Raw genomic sequence first — 23,683 nt, 5'->3', positions numbered from 1 at the left:
GGTCGGCGGGCAGCTGGTGGCCGCGGCGCGCCGCGACCCGCCGCAGGTGCTCGGCGACGGCCGGCACACGGTGCGCGAACTGGTTGACACGCTGAACCAGGACCCGCGCCGCGGCACGGGCCACGCCACCGCGCTGACGAAGGTCCGCCTCGACGACATCGCCCTGGCCCGCCTGGCCCTGCAGGGCCTGACCCCGGACTGCGTTGCGGCCAAGGGCCAGCGCGTCATCCTGCGCAACAACGCGAACCTGTCCACGGGCGGCAGCGCCACCGACGTCACCGACGACGTGCACCCCGAAGTCGCCGCGCGCGCCGTGGCCGCGGCGCAGATGGTGGGCCTGCACATCTGCGGCGTGGACATGGTCGCCGAGACCGTTCTGCGCCCGCTCGAAGAGCAGGGCGGCGGCTTCGTCGAGGTGAACGCCGCCCCCGGACTGCGCATGCACCTGGCCCCCTCCTACGGCAAGCCGCGCAACGTCGGGCAGGCCATGGTCGATCGCCTCTACGCGCCGGGCGACGACGGCCGCATCCCCGTGGTGGCGGTCACCGGAACCAACGGCAAGACCACCACGGCGCGCCTCATCGCGCACCTGTTCACGGCGCATGGCCTGCGCGTGGGAATGACGAACACCGACGGCGTGTACGTGAACGGCCGGCAGATCGACGACGGCGACTGCAGCGGCCCGAAGAGCGCGCGCAACGTGCTGCTGCACCCCGAGGTCGATGCGGCAGTGTTCGAGACCGCGCGCGGCGGAATCCTGCGCGAGGGACTGGGCTTCGACCGCTGCCAGGTCGCCGTGGTGACCAACGTCGGCGCCGGCGACCACCTGGGGCTGAACTACATCACCACGGTGGAAGACCTGGCCGTCCTCAAGCGCGTGATCGTGCAGAACGTGGCCGCAACCGGCTACGCCGTGCTCAACGCCGCCGACCCCATCGTCGCCGCGATGGCCCCGGCCTGCCCCGGCAAGGTGATCTACTTTGCCAGCGACCGGCACCACCCGGTCATGGTCACGCACCGCACGCAGGGGCAGCGCAGCGTGTACGTCGATGGCGACGCCATCGTCGCGTCCGAAGGGTCGTGGCGCGAAACCATGCAGCTGCGCGACATGCCGATCACGCGCAACGGCCGGATTGCCTTCCAGGTCGAGAACGTCATGGCCGCCGTGGCCGCCGCCTGGGGCGTGGGTCTGCCGTGGCAGACCCTGCGCCGTGGCCTGTCAGGCTTTGTGAACGACAGCGACAACGCGCCCGGGCGCTTCAACGTCATGGACTACCGGGGCGCGACCGTGATCGCCGACTACGGCCACAACCCCGACGCCATGCGCGCGCTCGTCTGCGCCGTGGACGCGCTACCCGCAAGGCAGCGCAGCGTGGTGATCAGCGGCGCGGGCGATCGCCGCGACGAAGACCTGCGTGTGCAGACCGAAATTTTGGGTGCCGCGTTCGACACGGTCATCCTCTACCAGGACGCGGCGCAGCGCGGGCGCGCCGACGGCGAGGTGATGGTGCTGCTGCGCCAAGGCCTGGCGGACGCCGCGCGCGTGCGCCACGTCGAGGAAATCCACGGCGAGTTCAGCGCCATCGACACCGCGCTCGCGCGCTTGCAGCCGGGCGACCTGTGCCTGGTGCTGATCGACCAGGTGGCGCAGGCGCTCGAGCACCTGACTCGGCGCTGCGCCGAGGCCGGCGTGACGGCGTGACGGCCTGACATCCGCCGCCGGTCCCGAACGCCAGGCGCCGGCGGCGTTTGTCCGGGTGCCTTAGTCGGCCGCCGCGTCGGTGACCGTCATGCTGCTGCCGTCCGGCTCGGGGGCCTGCGCCTGGGCGGCCATTTCGGCGGCTTCGGCGTCGGCGATGGCGCGGCGTTCGGCGTCGTCCATGGCGTCCTTGGCCTTGCGCGCCTGGTGGTAGGCCAGGCCCGTTCCGGCGGGGATCAGGCGCCCCACGATGACGTTCTCCTTGAGTCCGCGCAGCTCGTCGCGCTTGCCCATGATCGCTGCCTCGGTGAGCACGCGCGTGGTTTCCTGGAACGACGCGGCGGAGATGAACGAGTCGGTGGACAGCGAGGCCTTGGTGATGCCGAGCAGCAGGTTGCTGTAGGTCGCGGGGATCTTGCCCGCGGCGAGCAGCGCCTCGTTGGTGTTCAGGATCTCCGAGCGCTCGACCTGTTCACCGTTGATGTACTGCGACTCGCCGGCGTTCTCGACGACGACGCGGCGCAGCATCTGGCGCACGATCACCTCGATGTGCTTGTCGTTGATCTTCACGCCCTGCAGGCGGTACACGTCCTGCACCTCGTCGACGATGTAGCGCGAGAGTTCTTCGATTCCCAGCAGGCGCAGGATGTCCTGCGGATCGGCGGGGCCGTCAACGATGGATTCGCCCTTGTTCACCACCTGGCCTTCGTGCACCAGGATGTTCTTTTCCTTGGGAACCAGCTCTTCGAACACATGGCCCTCGGGGTCGGTGATCTGCAACCGGACTTTGCCCTTGGTTTCCTTGCCGAACGACACGGTGCCGGTCATCTCCGCGAGCGTGCCCTTGTCCTTGGGCGTGCGGGCTTCGAACAGCTCGGCCACGCGGGGCAGACCGCCGGTGATGTCGCGCGTCTTCTGCCCTTCGACCGGGATGCGCGCGAGCACCTCGCCCGGGCCCACGTCCTGGCCGTCGCGCACCTGGATCAGCGAGCCGACCGGAAAGCCTATGGTCACCGAGTGGTCGGTGCCCGGGATCTTCACCTCGTTGCCCTGCGCGTCGATGAGCTTGACCTGCGGGCGCACGACCTTGGCGGCGCCGCGGCGCTTGGGATCGATCACGACCAGCGTTGACAGACCCGTCACGTCGTCGAGCTGGCGCGCCACCGTGAGTCCTTCTTCGACGTTTTCAAACTTCGTGCGGCCGGCGAACTCGGTGATGATCGGGCGCGTCAGCGGATCCCAGGTGGCAAGAACGGTTCCCGCCTTGACGCTCTGGTCGGCCTTGGCGGTGAGCGTTGCGCCATACGGCAGCTTGTGGCGCTCGCGCTCGCGGCCATGCTCGTCGTGGATGATGATTTCCCCCGAACGGGCGATCACCACCAGCTCGCCCTTGGTGTTGCTCACGTAGCGCATCGTCGCGTTGAAGCCGATCACGCCGTTGGACCGGGCTTCCACGCTGGAAGCAATCGCCGCGCGCGAGGCCGCGCCGCCGATGTGGAAGGTGCGCATGGTCAGCTGCGTTCCGGGCTCGCCGATGGACTGGGCGGCGATCACGCCCACGGCTTCGCCGAGGTTGATCAGGCCGCCACGGCCCAGGTCGCGGCCATAGCATTTGGCGCACAGGCCGTAGCGGGTCTCGCAGGTCAGCGCGGTGCGCACCTTCACCTCATCGACGCCGGCGGCCTGGAGCTCTTCGATGAGGTCTTCGTCGAACATCGCGCCCGCCGGGAGCAGCACCGAGCGGTTCTCGGGGTGCAGCACGTCTTCGGCCGCAGTGCGGCCCAGGATGCGGTCGCGCAGCGATTCGATCACCTCGCCGCCTTCGACGATGGCGCGCATCAGCGAACCATTCGTGGTCTCGCAGTCTTCCTCGGTCACGACCAGGTCCTGCGTCACGTCCACCAGGCGGCGCGTCAGGTAGCCCGAGTTCGCGGTCTTGAGCGCCGTGTCGGCCAGGCCCTTGCGCGCGCCGTGCGTGGAGATGAAGTACTCCAGCACGTTCAGACCTTCGCGGAAGTTCGCGGTGATCGGCGTCTCGATGATCGATCCGTCCGGCTTCGCCATCAGGCCCCGCATTCCGGCGACCTGGCGGATCTGCGCGGGAGAGCCGCGGGCGCCCGAGTCGGACATCATGTAGATCGAGTTGAAGGACTCCTGCGAGACCTCGTTGCCATGGCGGTCGATGACCTGTTCCTTGGAGAGCCGGGCCATCATCGCCTTGGAGACTTCGTCGCCGGCCTTGCCCCAGATGTCCACCACCTTGTTGTAGCGCTCGCCCGAGGTGACCAGACCGGAGATGTACTGCTGCTCGATCTCCTTGACCTCCTTCTCCGAGCGCTCGATGATCGCGGCCTTTTGCGGCGGCACCAGCATGTCGTCGATGGCGATCGAGATTCCCGCGCGCGTGGCCAGGTGGAAGCCGTTTTGCAGCAGCCTGTCGGCAAACACCACGGTTTCCTTGAGCCCGCATTTGCGGAACGAGACGTTGATCAGGCGCGAGATTTCCTTCTTCTTGAGCGCCTTGTTGATGTGCGAAAACGGCAGGCCCCGGGGCAGGATTTCGGACAACAGGGCCCGGCCCGCCGTGGTTTCCACGAGCGCGGTCGAGGCGACGAGTTCGCCGCTTTCCTTGTTCCTGATCCATTCGGTCAGGCGCACGGTGATGCGCGCGGCGAGTTCCAGCTCGTTTGCGTCGAACGCGCGCTGCACCTCGCCCGTGTCGGCAAACACCAGTCCCTCGCCCTTGCCGTTGATGCGCTCGCGGGTGGCGTAGTACAGGCCGAGCACCACGTCCTGCGAGGGCACGATGGAGGGCTCGCCCGAGGCCGGCAGCAGCACGTTGTTCGAGGCCAGCATCAGCGTGCGCGCTTCCATCTGCGCCTCCACCGACAGCGGGACGTGGACGGCCATCTGGTCGCCGTCGAAGTCGGCGTTGAACGCCGAGCAGACCAGCGGGTGCAGCTGGATCGCCTTGCCCTCGATGAGGATCGGCTCGAAAGCCTGGATTCCCATGCGGTGCAGCGTGGGCGCGCGGTTGAGCATCACCGGGTGTTCCTTGATGACCTCTTCCAGGATGTCCCAGACCACGGGCGTTCCGGATTCGACCTCCTTCTTCGCCGCCTTGATCGTCGTGGCGATTCCCATGGCCTCCAGGCGCGAGAAGATGAAGGGCTTGAACAGCTCCAGCGCCATCAGCTTGGGCAGACCGCATTGGTGCAGCTTGAGCGTCGGGCCCACGGTGATCACGGAACGGCCCGAGTAGTCCACGCGCTTGCCCAGCAGGTTCTGGCGGAAACGGCCGCTCTTGCCCTTGATCATGTCGGCCAGCGACTTGAGCGCGCGCTTGTTCGCGCCCGTCATGGCCTTGCCGCGGCGGCCGTTGTCCAGCAGCGAATCGACGGCCTCCTGCAGCATGCGCTTTTCGTTGCGCGCGATGATCTCCGGGGCCTTGAGTTCCAGCAGGCGGCGCAGGCGGCTGTTGCGGTTGATGACGCGGCGGTACAGATCGTTCAGGTCGGAGGTCGCAAAGCGCCCGCCGTCGAGCGGCACCAGCGGGCGCAGGTCCGGCGGCAGCACGGGAAGCACTTCCAGCACCATCCACTCGGGCTTGATCCCGGACTTCTTGAACGCTTCGAGAACTTTCAGGCGCTTGGTGTTTTTCTTGACCTTGACCTCGGAGCCGGTCAGGTCGCCGCGCAGGCGCTCGATCGACAGCTCGATGTCTATCGATTCGAGCAGGTCCTTGATGCCTTCGGCGCCCATCTTGGCGATGAATTCGTCGCCGAATTCCTTGCGTTTGGCGTCGTAGTCGTCCTCGGACATGATGCTGAACTTCTTCAGCGTGGTCATTCCGGGGTCGGTCACCACGTAGGCTTCAAAGTACAGCACGCGCTCGATGTCGCGCAGCGTCATGTCGAGCACCATGCCCAGGCGCGAGGGCAGCGACTTCAGGAACCAGATGTGCGCGCAGGGAGCGGCCAGGTCGATGTGGCCCATGCGTTCGCGGCGCACCTTGGTCTGCGTGACCTCGACGCCGCATTTCTCGCAGATCACGCCGCGGTGCTTGAGGCGCTTGTACTTGCCGCACAGGCATTCGTAGTCCTTGATGGGACCAAAAATCTTGGCGCAGAACAGGCCGTCGCGCTCGGGTTTGAAGGTGCGGTAGTTGATGGTCTCGGGCTTTTTCACCTCGCCGAAAGACCAGGAGTGGATTTTCTCGGGAGAGGCCAAGCCGATGCGGATGGCGTCGAAATGCTCATCCGGGGTGAATTGTTTGAACAGGTCGAGCAGCGATTTCATGGTGACTCTTTCCTTTTGCGCTCAAGCGCGTTCCAACTCGATGTCCAGGCCCAGGGAGCGGATTTCCTTGACCAGCACGTTGAACGATTCCGGCATCCCGGCTTCAATGGCGTGTTCGCCCTTGACGATGGACTCGTACACCTTGGTGCGGCCGGCCACGTCGTCGGACTTGACGGTGAGCATTTCCTGCAATACGTAGGAGGCGCCGTAGGCCTCCAGCGCCCAAACCTCCATCTCCCCGAAGCGCTGGCCGCCGAACTGCGCCTTGCCGCCCAGCGGTTGCTGCGTGACCAGCGAGTAGGGGCCGGTGGAGCGCGCGTGCATCTTGTCGTCGACCAGGTGGTGCAGTTTCAGGTAATGCATGTAGCCGATGGTCGTGGGGCGTCGAAGCGGTCGCCGCTGCGGCCGTCGTACAGATACGCCTGCGTGCGGCTGGGCGTCAGGCCCTTGCGCCGGGCAATCTCGTCCGGGTACGCGAGCGCGAGCATGTCCTTGATCTCCGCTTCCGAAGCGCCGTCGAAAACGGGGGTCGCGTAGGGCACGCCTTGCTGGAGGTTGGCGGCCATGGACAGCAGGTCTGCATCGCTCAGTTGCGTGAGATCCTCCTTGCGCCCCCGGGAGTTGTAGACCTCCTCCAGGAAGCTGCGCAACTCGGACACCTTGGCCTGCTGCTGCAGCAGGTCGCCGATGCGCTGGCCAATGCCTTTTCCGGCCCAGCCCAGGTGGACCTCGAGCACCTGGCCGATGTTCATGCGCGAAGGCACGCCCAGCGGGTTCAGGACGATGTCGGCCGGGGTGCCGTCGGCCATGTAGGGCATGTCCTCGACCGGAACGATCTTCGAGACCACGCCCTTGTTGCCGTGGCGGCCGGCCATCTTGTCGCCCGGTTGCAGGCGGCGCTTGACCGCCAGGTAGACCTTGACCATCTTGAGCACGCCGGCGGGCAGTTCGTCGCCCTGCGTGAGCTTCTTGCGCTTTTCCTCGAAGCCCAGGTCGAAGCCGTGGCGCGTCTGCTCCAGGGCGTTCTTGATCGATTCGAGCTGCGCCGCGACCTCGTCTTCCGCCGGGCGGATGTCGAACCAGTGGAACTTCTCCACCGTCGCCAGGTAGGCCCTGTCGATCTGCGCGCCCTTGGCCAGCTTGTGCGGGCCACCGTTGGCCACGCGGCCGGTGAGCAGCTTCTCGATGCGGTCGAAGGCGTCGGCCTCGACGATGCGCAACTGGTCGTTCAGGTCCAGGCGAAAGCGCTTGAGCTCGTCGTCGATGATCTGCTGGGCGCGTTTGTCGCGCGGTATGCCCTCACGCGTGAACACCTGCACGTCGATCACGATTCCCTGCGAGCCCTGGTCCACGCGCAATGAGGTGTCCTTCACGTCGGACGCTTTCTCGCCAAAGATCGCGCGCAGCAGCTTCTCTTCGGGCGTGAGCGTGGTCTCGCCCTTGGGCGTGACCTTGCCCACCAGCGTATCGCCGGGCTGGACTTCGGCGCCCACGTAGATGATTCCCGATTCGTCCAGGCGGTTGAGCTGCTGCTCCGAGAGGTTCGGGATGTCACGCGTGATTTCTTCGGCGCCCAGCTTGGTGTCGCGCGCCATCACGACGAGTTCCTCGATGTGGATCGAGGTGTAGCGGTCCTGCGCCACCACGCGCTCGGAGATCAGGATCGAGTCCTCGTAGTTGTAGCCGTTCCAGGGCATGAAGGCGATCAGCATGTTCTGGCCGATGGCGATCTCGCCGAGGTCCGTTGACGCGCCGTCGGCGATCACGTCGCCCTTGACCAGCCGGTCGCCCTTCTTGACGATGGGGCGCTGGTGGATGTTGGTGTTCTGGTTCGAGCGCTGGTATTTGATGAGGCTGTAGATGTCCACCCCCACTTCGCCGGCAGCGGCCTCGGCGTCGTTGACGCGCACCACGATGCGCGTGGCGTCAACGTAGTCGACGATGCCGCCGCGCGTCGCCGTGACCACGGTTCCCGAGTCCACCGCGGCCACGCGCTCGATCCCCGTTCCCACCAGCGGTTTTTCGGGGCGCAGCACGGGAACGGCCTGGCGCGACATGTTCGCGCCCATCAGCGCGCGGTTCGCGTCGTCGTGCTCCAGGAACGGAACCAGCGAGGCCGCCACCGAAACGATCTGCGCGGGAGAGACGTCCATGTACTGCACGCGGTCCGCAGCGCAGAGGATCGATTCGCCCTTTTCGCGCGCCGAGACCAGCTCCCCGGTCAGGTGGCCGTCCTTGTCGAGCACCGCGTTCGCCTGGGCGATCACGTACTTGCCTTCTTCGATCGCCGAGAGGTAGTCGATGTCGTTGCTCACCTTCGCGCCGACCACGCGGCGGTAAGGCGTCTCGATGAAGCCGTACTCGTTCAGGCGCGCGTACAGCGCCAGCGAGTTGATCAGGCCGATGTTCGGGCCTTCGGGCGTCTCGATCGGGCACACACGCCCGTAGTGCGTCACGTGCACGTCGCGCACCTCGAAGCCGGCGCGCTCGCGCGTCAACCCCCCCGGGCCGAGCGCGGAAACCCGGCGCTTGTGCGTGATCTCGGCCAGCGGATTGGTCTGGTCCATGAACTGCGACAGCTGCGAGGCGCCGAAGAACTCCTTGAGCGCCGCGGAAATCGGCTTCGAGTTGATCAGGTCGTGCGGCATCAGCGGCTCTTGCTCGGCCTGACCCAGACGCTCCTTGACCGCCTTTTCGATGCGCGCCAGACCGGTGCGGTACTGGTTCTCGGCGAGTTCACCCACGCAGCGCACGCGGCGGTTGCCCAGGTGATCGATGTCGTCCACCTCGCCATGGCCGTTGCGCAGATCGACGAGGATCTTCACCACGGCCAGGATGTCCTCGTTGGAGAGCACCATCGCGCCGGTGGATTCTGCGCGGCCGATCTTGGCGTTGAACTTCATGCGCCCCACGCGCGACAGGTCGTAGGTATCGGGGTTGTAGAACAGGCGCTGGAACAGGGCCTGCACTGCGTCCTCGGTCGGCGGTTCGCCGGGGCGCATCATGCGGTAGATGGCCACGCGCGCGGCGAATTCGTCCTGCGTGTCGTCGGTGCGCAGGGTCTGCGAGATGTACGGCCCCTGATCGAGTTCGTTGGTGTAGATGCACTGCACGTCCGGCACCCCCGCGCCGCGCAGTTTCTTGAGCAGGGCCTCGGTCAGCTCGTCGTTCGCCTTGGCGAGGATTTCGCCGGTGTCCGCATCGACGATGCCGCGCGCCACGATGCGGCCGACGAGGAAGTCCTCGGGAACGCTGACGTGCGTGGTGCCCGACTGCTCGAGTTCGCGGATGTGGCGCACGGTGACGCGCTTGTCCTTGGCCACGATGACCTTGCCGGACTTGTCGGTGATGTCGAAACGGGCCACTTCGCCGCGCAGGCGCTCGGCAACGAATTCCATTTGCGCGCCGCTGTCCATCAGGCGGAAGCTGTCGTTCACGAAGAAGTTCGCCAGGATCGATTCCGGGTTCAGACCGATGGCCTTGAGCAGGATCGTGACCGGCATCTTGCGGCGGCGATCGACGCGAAAGTACAGCAGGTCCTTGGGGTCGAACTCGAAGTCGAGCCAGGAACCGCGGTAGGGAATGATGCGCGCCGAGAACAGCAGCTTGCCCGAACTGTGGCCCTTGCCCTTGTCGTGTTCGAAGAACACGCCGGGCGAGCGGTGCAGCTGCGAGACGATCACGCGCTCCGTGCCGTTGATGATGAACGAGCCCTTGTCGGTCATGAGCGGCACCTCGCCCATGTAGACCTCCTGCTCCTTGACCTCCTTGACCACCTTGGACTGCGTCGTCGAGGACTCGCGGTCGTAGATGATCAGCTGTACCTTGGCGCGCACCGCCGACGCATAGGTCAGCCCCCGCGTCTGGCACTCACGCACGTCGAATGCGGGCTTGGCCAGGTTGTACTCGGTGAAACGCATCTCCACGAAACCGTTGTGCGAGACGATGGGAAAGGCCGCGTCGAATGCCGCCTGAAGGCCCTCGACGCTTCTCTTCAGGGGGGCCGTGTCCGCCTGCAGGAAAGCGGTGTACGCGTCCTTTTGCATCTGCAGCAGATAAGGCACTTCGAGCACACTGTCGCGGGTGCCGAAGCTTTTGCGAATGCGTTTGCGTTCGGTGTAGGAATAGGCCATGAAATCTCCGGGCAAAGACATGCGTTCAGGGTCTTCGACGAATGACCCGCAAGGCCTGACGTCCCTGCGGGCTTGGCGGTTGGCCACTACCAACCATGGCGGACGGTGATGCGTTGCACATCACCCGAACCAAGGCGCCTTCTGCTGTCGGGGGGATCAGAAGACACTCGAAAACCCCTGCGGGAGTTTTCGGCTGCGTTCTGAAAGCGGCGGGCCGGAGTCGCGGCGCAACCCCGGCCTGCCAAGACCGGATTACTTGATTTCCGCCTTGGCGCCGGCGTCCAGCAGTTTCTTGACTGCGGCTTCGGCGTCGGCCTTGGGAATGGCTTCCTTGACGTTCTTGGGCGCGCCATCGACCAGGTCCTTGGCCTCCTTGAGGCCCAGGCCGGTGATTTCGCGCACGGCCTTGATGACGGACACCTTGTTCGCGCCAGCCTCGTTGAGCACCACGTTGAATTCCGTCTGCTCTTCGGCAACGGGAGCGCCCGCGCCACCGCCAGCGGCCGCGGGAGCCGCCATGGCCGCGGCGCTCACGCCAAACTTCTCTTCAATGGCCTTGACCAGGTCATTGAGTTCCAGGACCGTCATGCCGTCGAGCGCGGTCAGAAATACGTCTTTATCGAATGCCATTTTGATTTCCTAACAATTGGTTCACAGATGTTTCATGGATGGGGGTTCAGGCTTGTCCGGTCGCTCATGCGGCCACGGCCACGGCCTCGCCCTCGCCTTTTTTCGCCGCCAGCGCGCTGAGCACCACGGCGGTGCGGGAGATGGGCGACATCAGCAAGCCACACAGCTGAGCCAGCAGAACTTCCTTGGGAGGAATGTCCGCCAGCCGCTTCACGCCGTTGATGTCCAGGGCCTTGCCGCCGAAAGCGCCAGCACGAATCACCAGCTTGTCGTTGGTTTTCGCAAAGTCGGCCACCACCTTCGCGGCGGCCACGGCGTCTTCGGAGAAGCCATAGATCAGCGGGCCGGTCATCTGGTCGGCGACCACGTCGAACGCGCTGCCTGCCACGGCACGGCGCGCCAGGGTGTTCTTCAGAACACTCAGGCTCACGCCCTTGCCGCGCGCCTGCACGCGCAGTTTGGTCATGTCGGCGACCGTGATGCCACGGTATTCCGCGATCACCAGCGTTTGAGCTTTTGCGGCGAGGCGGGTCACTTCGCCGACGACCGCTTCTTTCTCACTGCGATTGAGACTCAAGGTCTACTCCTTAAATTGTGCCTTCGGGCCTGCGCCCTCGTGCACGCTCTGGTTGCAGCGACCAACTGTTTTGGAAACGGGTTCCATGTGCAGCGGGATCGCCATCTGCGCTGGCCTTGGAAAAGATTAAGTGCCCTTGCACACCAACGGTCTTGGATGGCCCGCAGCGGATTCCTCACCCGCTGCGGCCCACCGCATCGGGCCCGCTCTCATGCCGGACCCGAAGATTCCTCCTGCGCCATTGCGCGCAATCACACGGCAATGGATTGCGTATCGATGCGCACGCCAACGCCCATCGTCGACGACACCGCCACCTTGCGCAGGTACAGCCCCTTGCTCGACGCCGGCTTGGCCTTGTTCAGCGCGTCGATCAGCGCCGCCAGGTTGCCTTGCAGCTTTTCGCTGTCGAACGAGCGGCGACCGATCGTGCTGTGCACGATGCCGGTCTTGTTGGCACGAAACTGCACCTGACCCGCCTTGGCGTTCTTCACGGCCGTGGCCACGTCGGGGGTGACGGTCCCCACCTTGGGGTTGGGCATCAGGCCGCGCGGGCCCAGGATCTGACCCAGGGAACCCACGACGCGCATCGCGTCCGGAGCGGCGATCACGACGTCGAAAGGCATGTCGCCGGCCTTCACCCGGGCCGCCAGATCGTCCATGCCGACGATGTCTGCGCCCGCGGCCTGGGCTTCCTCGGCCCTTGCGCCCTGCGCGAACACGGCCACGCGGGTGGTCTTGCCGGTGCCGTTGGGCAGCACCACGGCGCCGCGCACCACCTGGTCCGACTTCTTGACGTCGATGCCAAGCTGCACGGCCACGTCGATGGATTCGTCGAATTTGGCGGTCGCGGCTTCCTTGACCAGGACCAGGGCGTCGGCAAAGCTGTACAGCTTGGTGCTATCGACCTTGCCCTCCAGGGCCTTTTGTTTTTTGGTCAGTTTGCTCATCACACGCCCTCCACCGTCACGCCCATGGAGCGTGCGGAGCCCGCCAAGGTACGCACCGCGGCGTCGATGCCCGAAGCATTCATGTCCTTGAGCTTGGTCTGGGCGATTTCTTCGAGCTGGGCGCGCGTGATCTTGCCGACCTTGTTGCTCAGCGCGCTCGCAGAGCCTTTTTCGAGCTTGATGGCCTTCTTGATCAGCGTCGTCGCCGGTGGCGTCTTGATGATGAAGGTAAAGCTCTTGTCCGCGAACGCCGTGATCACCACGGGCAGCGGCAGGCCCGGCTCGACGCCCTGGGTCTGCGCGTTGAACGCCTTGCAGAACTCCATGATGTTGAGACCGCGCTGGCCCAGTACGGGACCAATCGGTGGGGATGGGTTGGCCTTACCAGCTGGCACTTGCAGCTTGATGAAGCCGACGATTTTCTTCGCCATATGTTTGCTCCTTGCGGGTCATGACGCCTGCGCCGCAATGCGGCGACCGGCTCCCCGGGGTTGACGACTCAACTGCCATGATGTCCGCACCGAGTCGAAAAGTGCGGCATCCAACTTGGGGGTCAGGTTTTCTCGACCTGACCGAATTCCAGTTCCACCGGCGTGGAGCGACCGAAGATCATCACGGAGACGCGCACGCGGCTCTTTTCGTAATTCACCTCTTCGACCGAGCCATTGAAGTCCGTGAACGGACCTTCCTTGACGCGCACCAGCTCACCCACCATGAATTCGATCTTGTGGCGCGGCTTGTCGGTGCCTTCCTGCATCTGGCTGACGATCTTTTGCACCTCGTCTTCGGAGATGGGCGCGGGGCGGTTCTTCGCACCGCCGACGAAACCGGTCACCTTGTTGGTTTGCTTGACCAAATGCCAGGTGTCGTCGTCCATGACCATTTCCACGAACACGTAGCCGGGGAACAGGCGCCGCTCCGTCGTCTTGCGCTGGCCGCTCTTGACTTCGATGACTTCCTCGGTCGGCACCAGGATGCGGCCGAACTTGTCCTGCATTCCCGAACGGCTGATGCGCTCCTGGATATTGCGCTCCACGGCCTTCTCCATTCCCGAGTAGGCGTGGACGATGTACCAGCGCAGGTCGGGATTTGCCAAAGCGCCTGCAGAGGCTTGGGCCCCCGTGAATTCGGCCGCGGTCGTCATGACTTTTTCCATCCCAAAATCAGGTCGTACAGGATCCATTCCAGCGTCTTGTCGGTGAGCCACAGGAACAGCGCCATGACCACCGCGAAGGCAAACACGTAGGCCGTGATCTGCAGGGCCTCCTTGCGCGTCGGCCAGACGACCTTTCTGACTTCGCGCCACGCGTCGCGTGCAAAGGCCACGAACTGACGGCCGGGTTCCGAGACCAGAAAAACGCCCGCAGCCGCGATCAGCCCGCCGCCCAGCGCGGCCCACTGCACGAGCGCGCCCTGCCGGCCGAGCAGGTAAAACCCCGCAACCGACGCAAGGACCAAGGCGAACACTGCAGCGAGCTTGGCCTTGTCTGCGCCTGTATTGACAGTTTCAACCGGTGAAGTGGCCATCTTTGCGTTATTTCCTGCTTGCGATTTCATGGCGCCGATCAAGACACCGAAGCCCGCCAATATCTGGCGGGCTCTCGTTCTGTGCCACATTCAGGTGGCAGGGGCAGTAGGAATTGAACCTACAACCTTCGGTTTTGGAGACCGACGCTCTGCCAATTGAGCTATGCCCCTGTATGCCCTCTCTCTGTCAGGCAATGATCTTGGCCACCACACCCGCGCCCACGGTGCGCCCGCCTTCGCGGATTGCGAAGCGCAGGCCTTCTTCCATGGCGATCGGGTTGATCAGCTTCACGGTGATCGAGACGTTGTCGCCCGGCATGACCATTTCCTTGTCCGCCGGCAACTCGATGGCGCCGGTCACGTCGGTCGTGCGAAAGTAGAACTGCGGGCGGTAGTTGTTGAAGAACGGCGTGTGGCGTCCGCCCTCGTCCTTGCTCAGAACGTAGACCTCGGCGGTGAAATGGGTGTGCGGCTTGATCGATCCGGGCTTGCACAGTACCTGGCCGCGTTCCACGTCTTCGCGCTTGGTGCCGCGCAGCAGCAGGCCGACGTTGTCCCCGGCCTGGCCCTGGTCGAGCAGCTTGCGGAACATTTCTACGCCCGTGCAGGTGGTTTTCTGCGTGTCGCGGATGCCGACGATTTCGATTTCTTCGCCGACCTTGATGACGCCGCGCTCGATGCGCCCGGTGACCACGGTGCCGCGGCCGGAGATCGAGAACACGTCTTCCACGGGCATCAGGAAGCTGCCGTCGATGGCGCGCTCGGGCGTGGGGATGTAGCTGTCCAGGGCCTCGGCGAGCTTCATGATCGCCTCTTCACCCTGCGGCCCCTTGTCGCCCTCGAGCGCGAGCTTGGCCGAGCCGCGGACTTCACGTAGTCCGCGTGGCCGGGGCAGTCCACGTGCGCGTAGTGGCGGTTGGCCGTTTCGTATTCCACGTGCGCGGTGTTGATCGTGATGCCGCGGGCTTTTTCCTCGGGGGCTGCGTGATCTGGTCGTAGGCCTTGGCCTCGCCGCCGAACTTGGTCGACAGCACGGTGGCGATGGCCGCCGTGAGCGTCGTCTTGCCATGGTCCACGTGACCGATCGTCCCCACGTTGACGTGGGGCTTGGTGCGTTCGAATTTTCCTTTTGCCATTCTTCCGACTCCGAAAAAACCTATACCGATACAAAAAAACCGGCGCAACCCGAACCGGACGCACCTGAAACTGGTGCCCATGGCGGGAATCGGACCCGCGACCTCTCCCTTACCAAGGGAGTGCTCTGCCACTGAGCCACATGGGCGACTTGGCTCGCCGCTTGCGCGGCGGCAAAAATTTCAACTCGACAAACCAGCACGGCGTGCAAAATGGAGCGGGAGACGGGGATCGAACCCGCGTCATTAGCTTGGAAGGCTAGGGTTCTACCATTGAACTACTCCCGCATCGGTCCCCGCGCGCGCTGGTGGAGGGGACTGGATTCGAACCAGTGTAGGCGTGAAGCCAACAGATTTACAGTCTGCCCCCTTTAGCCACTCGGGCACCCCTCCGAAGAATCCTGGATTCTAGCACCAGTCTTTGCCCATTCGGAAAGCGGCTCCTTGCCGGCTTCCCGTTTCCTTTGAATGGCTACCGCAGCGCACCAGCACGCCCACGGTCAGAGCGGGTCTTCAAAGCGCAGCGAACGGGGCCTGGGCCCCGGGCGTCGGTCGCTGGCGTGGATAATGCTGCGTCGCAAGCCCCATGGCGCAAAGGGTTTGCCCGGTTGCGGCGGACGCAGGCCGCACACGCCAAGGGTAAACACGGGGCAGGCACTTTGTATGATTGCGTGCATAAACGGCATGGGAGTTTCACGGCGGCGACAAACACAGCCTGCGGCGCGGCCGTGGGTTGGTCCGCCCCTGCCTTGGCAGGCCCTGCGGTGCCGACGCCCCACCGACCAGTCCCGTTCTGACCAATTTTTCAACACAAGGAGATCGCTATGAAAAAACAATGGATCGCGCTTGCCGTGACCGCCCTGGTCGCAAGCAGCGCCTTCGCCCAAGCCAACGACACCCTGGCCAAGATAAAGGCATCGGGCAGCGTGACGCTGGGCGTGCGCGAGTCCTCGGGGCTTTCCTACACGCTGGGCAATGGCAAGTACGTGGGCTTTCACACCGAGATGGGCGAGCGCATCCTGCTCGACGTCCAGAAGCAACTGGGTCTGGCCAAGCTGGAAACCAAGTACCAGCCCGTGACCTCGCAGAACCGCATTCCGCTGGTGAGCAATGGCACCGTCGATCTGGAATGTGGCTCCACCACGAACAACGCCGGGCGCCAGAAGGACGCGGCCTTTGCCGTGACCACCTATGTGGAAGAGGTGCGCATTGCAACCAAGGCGAATTCGGGAATCACCTCGATCAAGGACCTGAACGGCAAGACCGTGGCCGTCACCACGGGAACCACCTCGGTGCAGCACCTGCGCAAGCACGAGCGCGCCGGGGGCATCGAATTCAAGGAGGTCTTCGGCAAGGACCACGCCGACAGCTTTCTGATGCTGGAAACCGGCCGCGCCGACGTGTTCGTCATGGACGCATCGATCCTCGCGGGGAACATCTCCAAGTCCAAGGCGCCGGCTGACTACAAGATCGTCGGCGAGGTGCTGTCCGTGGAGCCCATCGCCTGCATGCTGCGCAAGGACGACCCCGGCTTCAAGAAGGCCGTGGACGACAGCATCAAGCGCCAGATCGCCGACGGCTCGCTGGCCAAGCTGTACGACAAATGGTTCATGCAGCCGATTCCTCCGACCAACACCACGATCGGCCTGCCCCTGTCCGACGCGACCAAGGCCGCCTGGGCCAACCCGAACGACAAGCCCATGGAAGACTACGTGAAGAAGTGATTTCTGGAAGACCGCGTTTGCGAACGCTTGACGCCCCTTCGGCCAGACCGGTTGTGGGGGTTTTCTCATTGGACGCGGGCTTGCGGCGAACGCGATAGCAGAAATCAGAGATCGAAGGGGGACGCTATGAGCTGGGATTGGCAGGTGTTTTGCCAGGACACCATGGATCGGGACGTGGTGCCGGGCTGCTTCGGCAGGGGGGGCACCGTCACCTACCTGGACTGGATGCTGTCGGCCTGGGGCTGGACGGTGTCCGTTTCGCTGCTGGCGCTGGTGCTGGCGCTGGTCATGGGCTCGGTGATTGGCACGCTGCGCACCTTGGAGCACCGGCCCATGGTCGTGCGCCTGGGCAACGCCTGGGTCGAGCTGTTTCGCAATATTCCGCTGCTGGTGCAGATTTTTCTGTGGTACCACGTCCTGCCCAGCCTGTTTCCGGTCCTCAAGGGCGTCTCCGGCTTTGCGCTGGCGGTGCTGGCGCTGGGTTTCTTCACCTCGGCGCGCATCGCCGAGCAGGTGCGCTCGGGGATACAGACGCTGCCCCGGGGGCAGCGCTACGCCGGTCTGGCCGTGGGCCTGACCATGTTCCAGACCTACCGCTACGTGTTGCTGCCCATGGCGTTTCGCATCATCATCCCGCCGCTGACCAGCGAGACCATGGGCATCTTCAAGAACTCCTCCGTGGCCTTTGCCGTGTCGGTGGCGGAACTCACGATGTTTGCCATGCAGGCGCAGGAGGAAACCGCGCGCGGCATCGAGGTCTATCTGGCCGTGACCGGGCTCTACATCGTTTCGGCATTCACCATCAACCGGATCATGGTGTTCATTGAACGCTGCGTGCGCATCCCGGGAATGATCGCTGCGGGTGGCGCGCGGGGAGGGCATTGACGTGCTGCATCCCCACGTCCGCCGCCGCGTGTATTCGCTGTCCCCAAGGGAGGCATGACATGCATCTCGACCTTTCCTTCTACAACTGGGACCTGATCACCAACTTCGTTCTCAAGGGCCTGTACTTCAGCCTGGAACTGACCTTCATCGCCACCCTGGGTGGCGTGCTCTTTGGCACCGTGCTGGCGCTCATGCGCCTGTCGGGCAGGAAATGGCTGGAGCTGCCCGCGGCGATCTACGTCAACGGCATGCGCAGCATTCCGCTGGTCATGGTGATCCTGTGGTTCTTCCTGCTGGTTCCGGCGATCATCGGTCGGCCCGTAGGCGCCGAAGTCTCGGCCATCGTCACCTTCATCGCTTTCGAGGCGACTTACTTCAGCGAGATCATGCGTGCCGGAATCCAGTCCATCGCGCGCGGTCAGGTGTACGCCGGCCAGGCGCTGGGGATGACCTATGGCCAGAACATGCAGCTGGTGGTGCTGCCGCAGGCGTTGCGCAACATGCTGCCGGTGCTGCTCACGCAGACCATCATCCTGTTTCAGGACACGTCGCTGGTCTACGCGATCGGCGCCTACGACATGCTCAAGGGCTTTGAGGTGGCGGGGAAGAACTTCGGCCGTCCCATCGAGGCCTACTTGGCCGCGGCGGTGCTGTACTTCGTGATGTGCTACGCGCTGTCCTGGACGGTCAAGCGCCTGCACCACAGGATCGCGATCATTCGCTGATGCGTGCAAGAGATTGGATAAAGGGAACAGGAAATGATCGAACTCAAGAACGTCTCCAAGTGGTACGGCCCGGTGCAGGTGCTCAGCGAATGCTCTGCCACCATCAAGAAGGGCGAGGTGGTGGTGGTGTGCGGCCCCTCGGGATCGGGCAAGTCCACGCTGATCAAGACCATCAACGCGCTCGAACCCTTTCAGAAGGGCGAGATCACGGTCGATGGTGTGGCACTGCACGACCCCGGAACCAATCTGCCCAAGCTGCGCAGCCGCGTGGGCATGGTGTTCCAGCATTTCGAGCTGTTTCCGCACCTGTCGGTGACGGACAACCTGACCATCGCGCAAATCAAGGTGCTCGGCCGCAGCGCGGACGACGCCAGGCAGCGCGGCTTCAAAATGCTCGACCGTGTGGGGCTGATGGCGCACAAGGACAAGTTCCCGGGCCAGCTCTCCGGCGGCCAGCAGCAGCGTGTGGCGATTGCGCGCGCGCTGTCCATGAATCCCATCGTGATGCTGTTCGACGAGCCCACCTCGGCGCTCGACCCCGAAATGGTCGGCGAAGTGCTCGACGTGATGGTGGGCCTGGCGAATGAGGGCATGACCATGATGTGCGTGACGCATGAAATGGGCTTTGCCCGCAAGGTCAGCCACCGTGTGATCTTCATGGACGTGGGCGGCAAGATCCTGGAAGACTGCCCGAAGGAAGAGTTCTTCAACGACCTCGGTGCACGCCAGCCGCGCACCCGGGATTTTCTCAACAAGATCTTGCAGCACTGACTGCGCGCAGATGCCCCCGCACGGCCCGCCTGTGCACGGCGGGCCGTCGTGCGGGCCTTCAGGAACCGGAACCCGCAGCAAGCACCAGATTGTCGCGGTGCACCATCTCGGGCTCCGCCGCATAACCGAGCAGTTTCTCGAACGCGCTGGAGGGCTTGCGGCACAGCATGCGCGCCTCGGCGGCGGCGTAGTTCGCGAGACCACGGGCGATCTCCGCGCCCGAAGCGTCGCGCACGGCAATCACGTCGCCGCGCGAGAAATCACCCTCTACGGCCGTCATGCCAATGGGCAGCAGGCTCTTGCCTTCGTCGCGCAGCTTGGCCGCGGCCCCTGCGTCCACAATCACGGAACCGCGCAGCTGCAAATGGTCCGCCATCCACTGCTTGCGGGCCTGCTTTTTCTGGGTCTGCGCCACGAGCAGGGTGCCCAGCGCCTGCCCGCGCGCCAGGCGCAGCAGCACATCCGGCTCGCGTCCCCAGGCGATGGCGGTGGAGGCCCCCGATCCGGCCGCGCGCTTGGCCGCAAGAATCTTGGTGATCATCCCGCCCTTGCCGATGCCGGAGCCCGCGCCCCCCGCCATGGCCTCCAGGGTCCAATCCCCCGCCCGGGCCTCGTGGACGAGTTGCGCGGACGGGTCACGGCGTGGGTCGGCGGTGTACAGCCCCTTCTGGTCCGTGAGGATGATGAGCGCATCGGCTTCGAGCAGATTCGCCACCAGGGCCCCCAGAGTGTCGTTGTCGCCGAACTTGATCTCGTCATTCACGACCGTGTCGTTTTCGTTGATCACCGGCACCACCCCCAGGCGCAGCAGGGTCAGCAAGGTCGAGCGCGCGTTCAGATAGCGCTCGCGGTCTGCGAGGTCGGCGTGGGTGAGCAGCACCTGGGCACTGCCCAGGCCTTGCTCGCGCAGCTTGGTTTCATACATCTGCGCCAGCCCCATCTGCCCCACGGCGGCGGCGGCTTGCAGGGCATGGATTTCTTGCGGCCGGGTGCTCCAGCCCAGGCGCTTCATGCCCTCGGCGACAGCGCCGCTGGAGACCATCACGACCTCGCGGGGTGCGCCCGCGTCACCCCGCACCAGCGCCGCGAGCTGGTAGCACCATTGGGCAATGGCGGTTTCATCCAGGCCGCGGCCCTCGTTGGTCACCAGGCTGGAGCCCACCTTGACCACGATGCGGCGGGCATTGCGCAATACGTCGGCAGGCATTTTCTCTTCGAGCCTTTTGGTTGCTGGCGTTTTTTCCGCGCCCTGGACCGGCCATGGGCGCTTGGGCTCAGGCGGGTGCGTCCCCGGCAAACCGGGGGTCCGGCTGCGCCGGTTCGTTTTCCGCGCGCTGCTCGCCCTGCACATGGCGGAAGATGGCATGGATCAGCGGCTCGCAGCCCTCGCGCGTGAGCGCGGAGATCTGAAACACCGGCCCCTTCCACTGGAAGCGCCGGACGAAATCCCCGACGCGCGCCTCCCGTTCATCCAGCGGCACCATGTCCAGCTTGTTCAACACGAGCCAGCGCGGCTTGCCGTAGAGCCGGTCATCGTACTTTTTCAGTTCGTAGACGATGGCCTTGGCCTGGGTGACGGGATCCTGCGCGGCATCGAACGGCGCCAGATCAACGACGTGCAACAGCAGGCGCGTGCGTTGCAGGTGGCGCAGAAACTGGTGCCCAAGCCCTGCGCCTTCGGACGCCCCTTCGATCAGGCCCGGAATGTCGGCGAGCACGAAACTCTGTTCGGGGCCGACCCGCACCACGCCCAGGTTGGGGTGCAGCGTAGTGAACGGATAGTCGGCAATCTTCGGGCGGGCGTTGGAAACCGCGGCGATGAAGGTCGACTTGCCTGCATTCGGCATGCCCAGAAGCCCCACGTCGGCGAGCACCTTCAATTCCAGCTTCAGGCTCTTCTTCTCGCCTGGCCAGCCGGGCGTCTTCTGCCGTGGCGCGCGGTTGATGGCGCTCTTGAAGCGCAAATTGCCAAACCCGCCGTCGCCGCCCTTGGCGAGGGTGACGAGTTCACCCGGGGTGAGCAACTCATGCAGCAGCGCGCCCGTCTCTGCGTCGGTGATGATGGTGCCCACGGGCATCTTCAGGGTGATGTCGCTTCCTGCGGCGCCAAACATGTCCGAGCCCATGCCGTGCCCGCCCCGCCTGGCCTCATGCCGGCGCGCGTAGCGAAAATCGATCAGGGTGTTCAGGCTGGGGTCGGCCAGCGCCTGCACATGCCCTCCGCGCCCGCCATCGCCTCCGTTGGGCCCGCCGAACTCCTTGTGTTTTTCGTGCCGAAAGGACACGCAGCCATTGCCCCCGTCACCTGCGGCAATGTCAATCAAGGCTTCATCGACGAACTTCATGGAGATCCCGTGGTGGGCGGCCAAGCCGCTGATTCTGGCGCAACGGCGGCCCTCCTGACGCCCCTGCCCCGGACGGCGCGAACACGCCAGCGTGCAGGGCAAACGACAAGGCCCCGGCAAAGCGGGGCCCCGGAAGGAATGCCTGGGGAAAAGCCTCAGGCCGGTGTCACGTTCACCGTCTGCTTGGACAATGCCCCCTTGGTGCCGAACGACACGTGGCCGTTGACCAGTGCGAACAAGGTATGGTCCTTGCCCACGCCGACATTGTTGCCGGGGTGAAAGCGTGTGCCGCGCTGGCGCACGATGATCGATCCGGCGCCGACCAGTGCGCCCCCGAAGACCTTGACGCCCAGCATCTTCGGCTTGGAATCGCGCCCGTTTCGCGTAGAGCCGCCGCCTTTTTTCTGTGCCATGACATCAGCTCCTTTTACTGGGCAGCAGCAATCGCGCCAATTTGCAGTTCGGTGAACTGCTGGCGATGGCCTTGGTGTTTTTGATAGTGCTTGCGGCGGCGCATCTTGAAGATGTGCACCTTGTCGTGCTTGCCGTGGGCCACGACAGTGGCCTTCACGGTCGCGCCGGACACCAGGGGCGTGCCCACCATGAGCTCAGCGCCGTTGCCGACGGCCAGAACCTGGTCGATCACGATCTCCTGGCCTACGTCCGCAGCAATCTGTTCTACTTTGATTTTTTCGCCGGAAGCAACGCGATACTGCTTGCCACCGGTTTTTATGACCGCGTACATGGGGGGACCTCTTGATATGGGCTCTGCAGACGGATTTCCGCGGAGCCCGCGAATATATCACAGGGCGCATCGCCCGCCATTGCGGCTGTCCACGCGTCCACCGGCAAGGCAAGATCACGCCCGTGGCCCAGCGCGCTTTGTCGTTCGCCCGGTTGCGCGCCCCGCACCAGCCCTTGCAGCGGGCGCCGGGGTATTACAGCAGTCCTTTTTCTGCCATCGACAGTGCCTGGCCCGGCGCCACGATCACATGGTCGAGCACGCGCACGTCAACCAGCGCCAGCGCGGTCTTGAGGGTCTGCGTGAGCGCCTCGTCGGCGCGGCTGGGCTGCACGCTGCCGCTGGGGTGGTTGTGCGCCAGCACCACGGCGGCGGCCCGGTGGTGCAGCGCGCGCAGCACCACTTCGCGGGGGTATACGCTGGTCTGCGTGAGCGTGCCGCGAAACAGTTCTTCCAGCGCCAGCAGGTGGTTCTGGTTGTCCAGGAAAAGCACGGCAAACACCTCATGGCCCTTGGCGGCCAACTGCAACTGAAGGTACTGCTTGACGGTGTCCGGGGCGTCGAAGATTGCGCGTTCGCACAGCTGCTGGGCCAGCGCGCGGCGGGCCAGCTCCAGCACCGCCACCAGTTCGGCGCGCTTGGCCGGACCCAGGCCCTTGATGCGTTGCAGATCGGCGGCGCTGGCGTGCAGCAGCCCGGCAATGCCGCCAAAGCCACCGCTCGGCTGCCCGGTGGCGGCGTCTGCGCCGGGCGGGTCCAGCAATTCCTGCGCCAGTTGCAGCACCCCTTTGCCCACGATGCCGGTGCGCAGCAGGATCGCGAGCAACTCGGCGTCGGCCAACGCGGCGGGGCCACGCGCGAGCAGTTTTTCGCGTGGCTGGGCGTCAAGGGGCAGGTCTTTGAGAGGCATGGCGCAGGGGCCGACCGTCGAAGGCCAACAGGTGGCTGGGCCCGGCGCCAGTTTATCGGGACTTTCATGGCGTGTGCGCCGGCGCCCCCCTTAGAATCCACCCCCGCCCAAGGAGCGTTGCAGCGGCAGGCCCGGCCCCACCACGAGGGCCCGTCGTCAGGCTTGGGCGACCCAGGGGCCGGACCCGGGGCCCACTGCAACGACGCTCACCTGCTTTCTCCGTCGTTCCCGCACAGCTGAGTCCATGTCTGCCATTTCGCTGCCCCCGATGAAACTGTCCGGCCTGGAGCCGGTGAGCATTGGCGCGGGCTCGCTGTTCGTGAACATTGGCGAGCGCACCAACGTCACGGGCTCCAGGGCGTTCGCGCGCATGATCCTCGACGGCGCTTACGAACAGGCGCTGGCCGTGGCGCGCCAGCAGGTGGATAACGGTGCGCAGATCATCGACATCAATATGGACGAGGCCATGCTCGACAGCCGGGCTGCGATGGTGCGCTTTGTGCAACTGATCGCGTCCGAGCCCGACATCGCGCGCGTGCCGATCATGCTCGACAGCTCCAAGTGGGAGGTGATCGAAGCCGGCCTGCGCTGCATCCAGGGCAAGGGAATCGTCAACTCCATCAGCATGAAGGAGGG

18 protein-coding genes, 4 tRNA genes, 2 pseudogenes and 1 riboswitch are annotated in these 23,683 nt (G+C 64.9%); of the genes and pseudogenes, 6 read left to right on the top strand and 18 right to left on the bottom strand.

Going from position 1 to position 23,683, the window contains the following annotated elements; all coding sequences use genetic code 11:
• Positions 1–1,702 (top strand): Mur ligase family protein (locus VTU_RS0110255; RefSeq protein WP_010103852.1); only part of this gene is annotated, 1,702 nt, incomplete at its 5' end.
• A gap of 60 nt (positions 1,703–1,762) precedes the next feature.
• Here VTU_RS0110255 and rpoC read toward each other — a convergent pair.
• The 13 genes and pseudogenes from rpoC to VTU_RS0110185 form a co-directional block, all read right to left on the bottom strand.
• Complete coding sequence (gene rpoC / locus VTU_RS0110250) at positions 1,763–5,998, bottom strand: DNA-directed RNA polymerase subunit beta' (RefSeq protein ID WP_010103851.1); 4,236 nt, start codon at positions 5,996–5,998, stop codon at positions 1,763–1,765.
• 21 nt (positions 5,999–6,019) lie between these two features.
• Positions 6,020–10,131, bottom strand: a pseudogene (rpoB, locus tag VTU_RS26785) (DNA-directed RNA polymerase subunit beta).
• Positions 10,132–10,383: 252 nt separating this feature from the next.
• The gene (gene rplL, locus VTU_RS0110240; protein WP_010103847.1) at positions 10,384–10,761 is read right to left on the bottom strand and encodes a 50S ribosomal protein L7/L12; all 378 of its coding nucleotides are present in this window, start codon (positions 10,759–10,761) and stop codon (positions 10,384–10,386) included.
• Positions 10,762–10,825: 64 nt separating this feature from the next.
• Complete coding sequence (rplJ, locus tag VTU_RS0110235; protein ID WP_010103846.1) at positions 10,826–11,338, bottom strand: 50S ribosomal protein L10; 513 nt, start codon at positions 11,336–11,338, stop codon at positions 10,826–10,828.
• Between the two features lie 251 nt (positions 11,339–11,589).
• On the bottom strand, positions 11,590–12,285 hold the full coding sequence (rplA, locus tag VTU_RS0110230) for a 50S ribosomal protein L1 (RefSeq protein ID WP_010103845.1): 696 nt from the start codon (positions 12,283–12,285) through the stop codon (positions 11,590–11,592).
• The gene (gene rplK, locus VTU_RS0110225; protein WP_010103844.1) at positions 12,285–12,716 is read right to left on the bottom strand and encodes a 50S ribosomal protein L11; all 432 of its coding nucleotides are present in this window, start codon (positions 12,714–12,716) and stop codon (positions 12,285–12,287) included. The genes rplA and rplK overlap by 1 nt, the downstream gene beginning before the upstream one ends.
• Positions 12,717–12,838: 122 nt before the next feature.
• Positions 12,839–13,429 (bottom strand): transcription termination/antitermination protein NusG, encoded by a 591-nt coding sequence (gene nusG / locus VTU_RS0110220; RefSeq protein WP_010103843.1) that lies wholly within the window; start codon positions 13,427–13,429, stop codon positions 12,839–12,841.
• The gene (gene secE / locus VTU_RS0110215; protein ID WP_010103841.1) at positions 13,426–13,812 is read right to left on the bottom strand and encodes a preprotein translocase subunit SecE; all 387 of its coding nucleotides are present in this window, start codon (positions 13,810–13,812) and stop codon (positions 13,426–13,428) included. The genes nusG and secE overlap by 4 nt, the downstream gene beginning before the upstream one ends.
• A 95-nt stretch (positions 13,813–13,907) precedes the next feature.
• Positions 13,908–13,983, bottom strand: a tRNA-Trp gene (locus VTU_RS0110210).
• A 16-nt stretch (positions 13,984–13,999) separates the two neighbouring features.
• A pseudogene (locus tag VTU_RS0110205) lies at positions 14,000–14,948 on the bottom strand (elongation factor Tu).
• Between the two features lie 71 nt (positions 14,949–15,019).
• Positions 15,020–15,094, bottom strand: a tRNA-Thr gene (locus tag VTU_RS0110195).
• Between the two features lie 65 nt (positions 15,095–15,159).
• Positions 15,160–15,233 (bottom strand) — tRNA-Gly (locus VTU_RS0110190).
• Positions 15,234–15,251: 18 nt separating this feature from the next.
• Positions 15,252–15,338, bottom strand: a tRNA-Tyr gene (locus VTU_RS0110185).
• 431 nt (positions 15,339–15,769) lie between these two features.
• Between VTU_RS0110185 and VTU_RS0110180 the strand changes: the two genes are divergently transcribed.
• From VTU_RS0110180 to VTU_RS0110165, 4 genes are all read left to right on the top strand, one after another.
• Positions 15,770–16,669 (top strand): transporter substrate-binding domain-containing protein, encoded by a 900-nt coding sequence (locus tag VTU_RS0110180; protein ID WP_010103834.1) that lies wholly within the window; start codon positions 15,770–15,772, stop codon positions 16,667–16,669.
• 126 nt (positions 16,670–16,795) lie between these two features.
• Positions 16,796–17,554: an amino acid ABC transporter permease gene (locus VTU_RS0110175; protein WP_010103832.1), complete on the top strand. Its 759-nt coding sequence runs from the start codon at positions 16,796–16,798 to the stop codon at positions 17,552–17,554.
• Between the two features lie 59 nt (positions 17,555–17,613).
• The gene (locus VTU_RS0110170; protein ID WP_010103831.1) at positions 17,614–18,279 is read left to right on the top strand and encodes an amino acid ABC transporter permease; all 666 of its coding nucleotides are present in this window, start codon (positions 17,614–17,616) and stop codon (positions 18,277–18,279) included.
• Between the two features lie 33 nt (positions 18,280–18,312).
• Entirely contained in the window at positions 18,313–19,050 is a 738-nt protein-coding gene (locus VTU_RS0110165; RefSeq protein ID WP_010103830.1) for an amino acid ABC transporter ATP-binding protein, read from the top strand.
• A gap of 58 nt (positions 19,051–19,108) precedes the next feature.
• Here the strand turns inward: VTU_RS0110165 and proB are convergent, their stop codons facing one another.
• The 5 genes from proB to radC form a co-directional block, all read right to left on the bottom strand.
• Positions 19,109–20,257 (bottom strand): glutamate 5-kinase, encoded by a 1,149-nt coding sequence (gene proB, locus VTU_RS0110160; RefSeq protein ID WP_010103829.1) that lies wholly within the window; start codon positions 20,255–20,257, stop codon positions 19,109–19,111.
• Positions 20,258–20,324: 67 nt separating this feature from the next.
• On the bottom strand, positions 20,325–21,395 hold the full coding sequence (gene cgtA, locus VTU_RS0110155; protein WP_010103828.1) for an Obg family GTPase CgtA: 1,071 nt from the start codon (positions 21,393–21,395) through the stop codon (positions 20,325–20,327).
• 155 nt (positions 21,396–21,550) lie between these two features.
• Positions 21,551–21,808 (bottom strand): 50S ribosomal protein L27, encoded by a 258-nt coding sequence (gene rpmA / locus VTU_RS0110150; protein WP_010103826.1) that lies wholly within the window; start codon positions 21,806–21,808, stop codon positions 21,551–21,553.
• A 14-nt stretch (positions 21,809–21,822) separates the two neighbouring features.
• On the bottom strand, positions 21,823–22,140 hold the full coding sequence (rplU, locus tag VTU_RS0110145; RefSeq protein ID WP_010103824.1) for a 50S ribosomal protein L21: 318 nt from the start codon (positions 22,138–22,140) through the stop codon (positions 21,823–21,825).
• 193 nt (positions 22,141–22,333) lie between these two features.
• A complete protein-coding gene (gene radC, locus VTU_RS0110140; RefSeq protein ID WP_010103822.1) occupies positions 22,334–23,047 on the bottom strand; it encodes a RadC family protein in 714 nt (237 codons plus the stop codon).
• A gap of 103 nt (positions 23,048–23,150) precedes the next feature.
• Positions 23,151–23,262, top strand: a riboswitch (S-adenosyl-L-homocysteine riboswitch).
• Positions 23,263–23,291: 29 nt separating this feature from the next.
• Between radC and VTU_RS26780 the strand changes: the two genes are divergently transcribed.
• The coding region (locus tag VTU_RS26780; protein WP_010103820.1) for a dihydropteroate synthase at positions 23,292–23,683 on the top strand (392 nt) is incomplete at its 3' end.

This window comes from Verminephrobacter aporrectodeae subsp. tuberculatae At4 (assembly GCF_000193225.1).
In the GTDB taxonomy this organism is placed as follows: Bacteria; Pseudomonadota; Gammaproteobacteria; order Burkholderiales; family Burkholderiaceae_C; genus Acidovorax; species Acidovorax aporrectodeae.
Note: the sequence above shows the minus strand (reverse complement) of the source record. Positions and strands in the feature narration are given on the sequence as shown.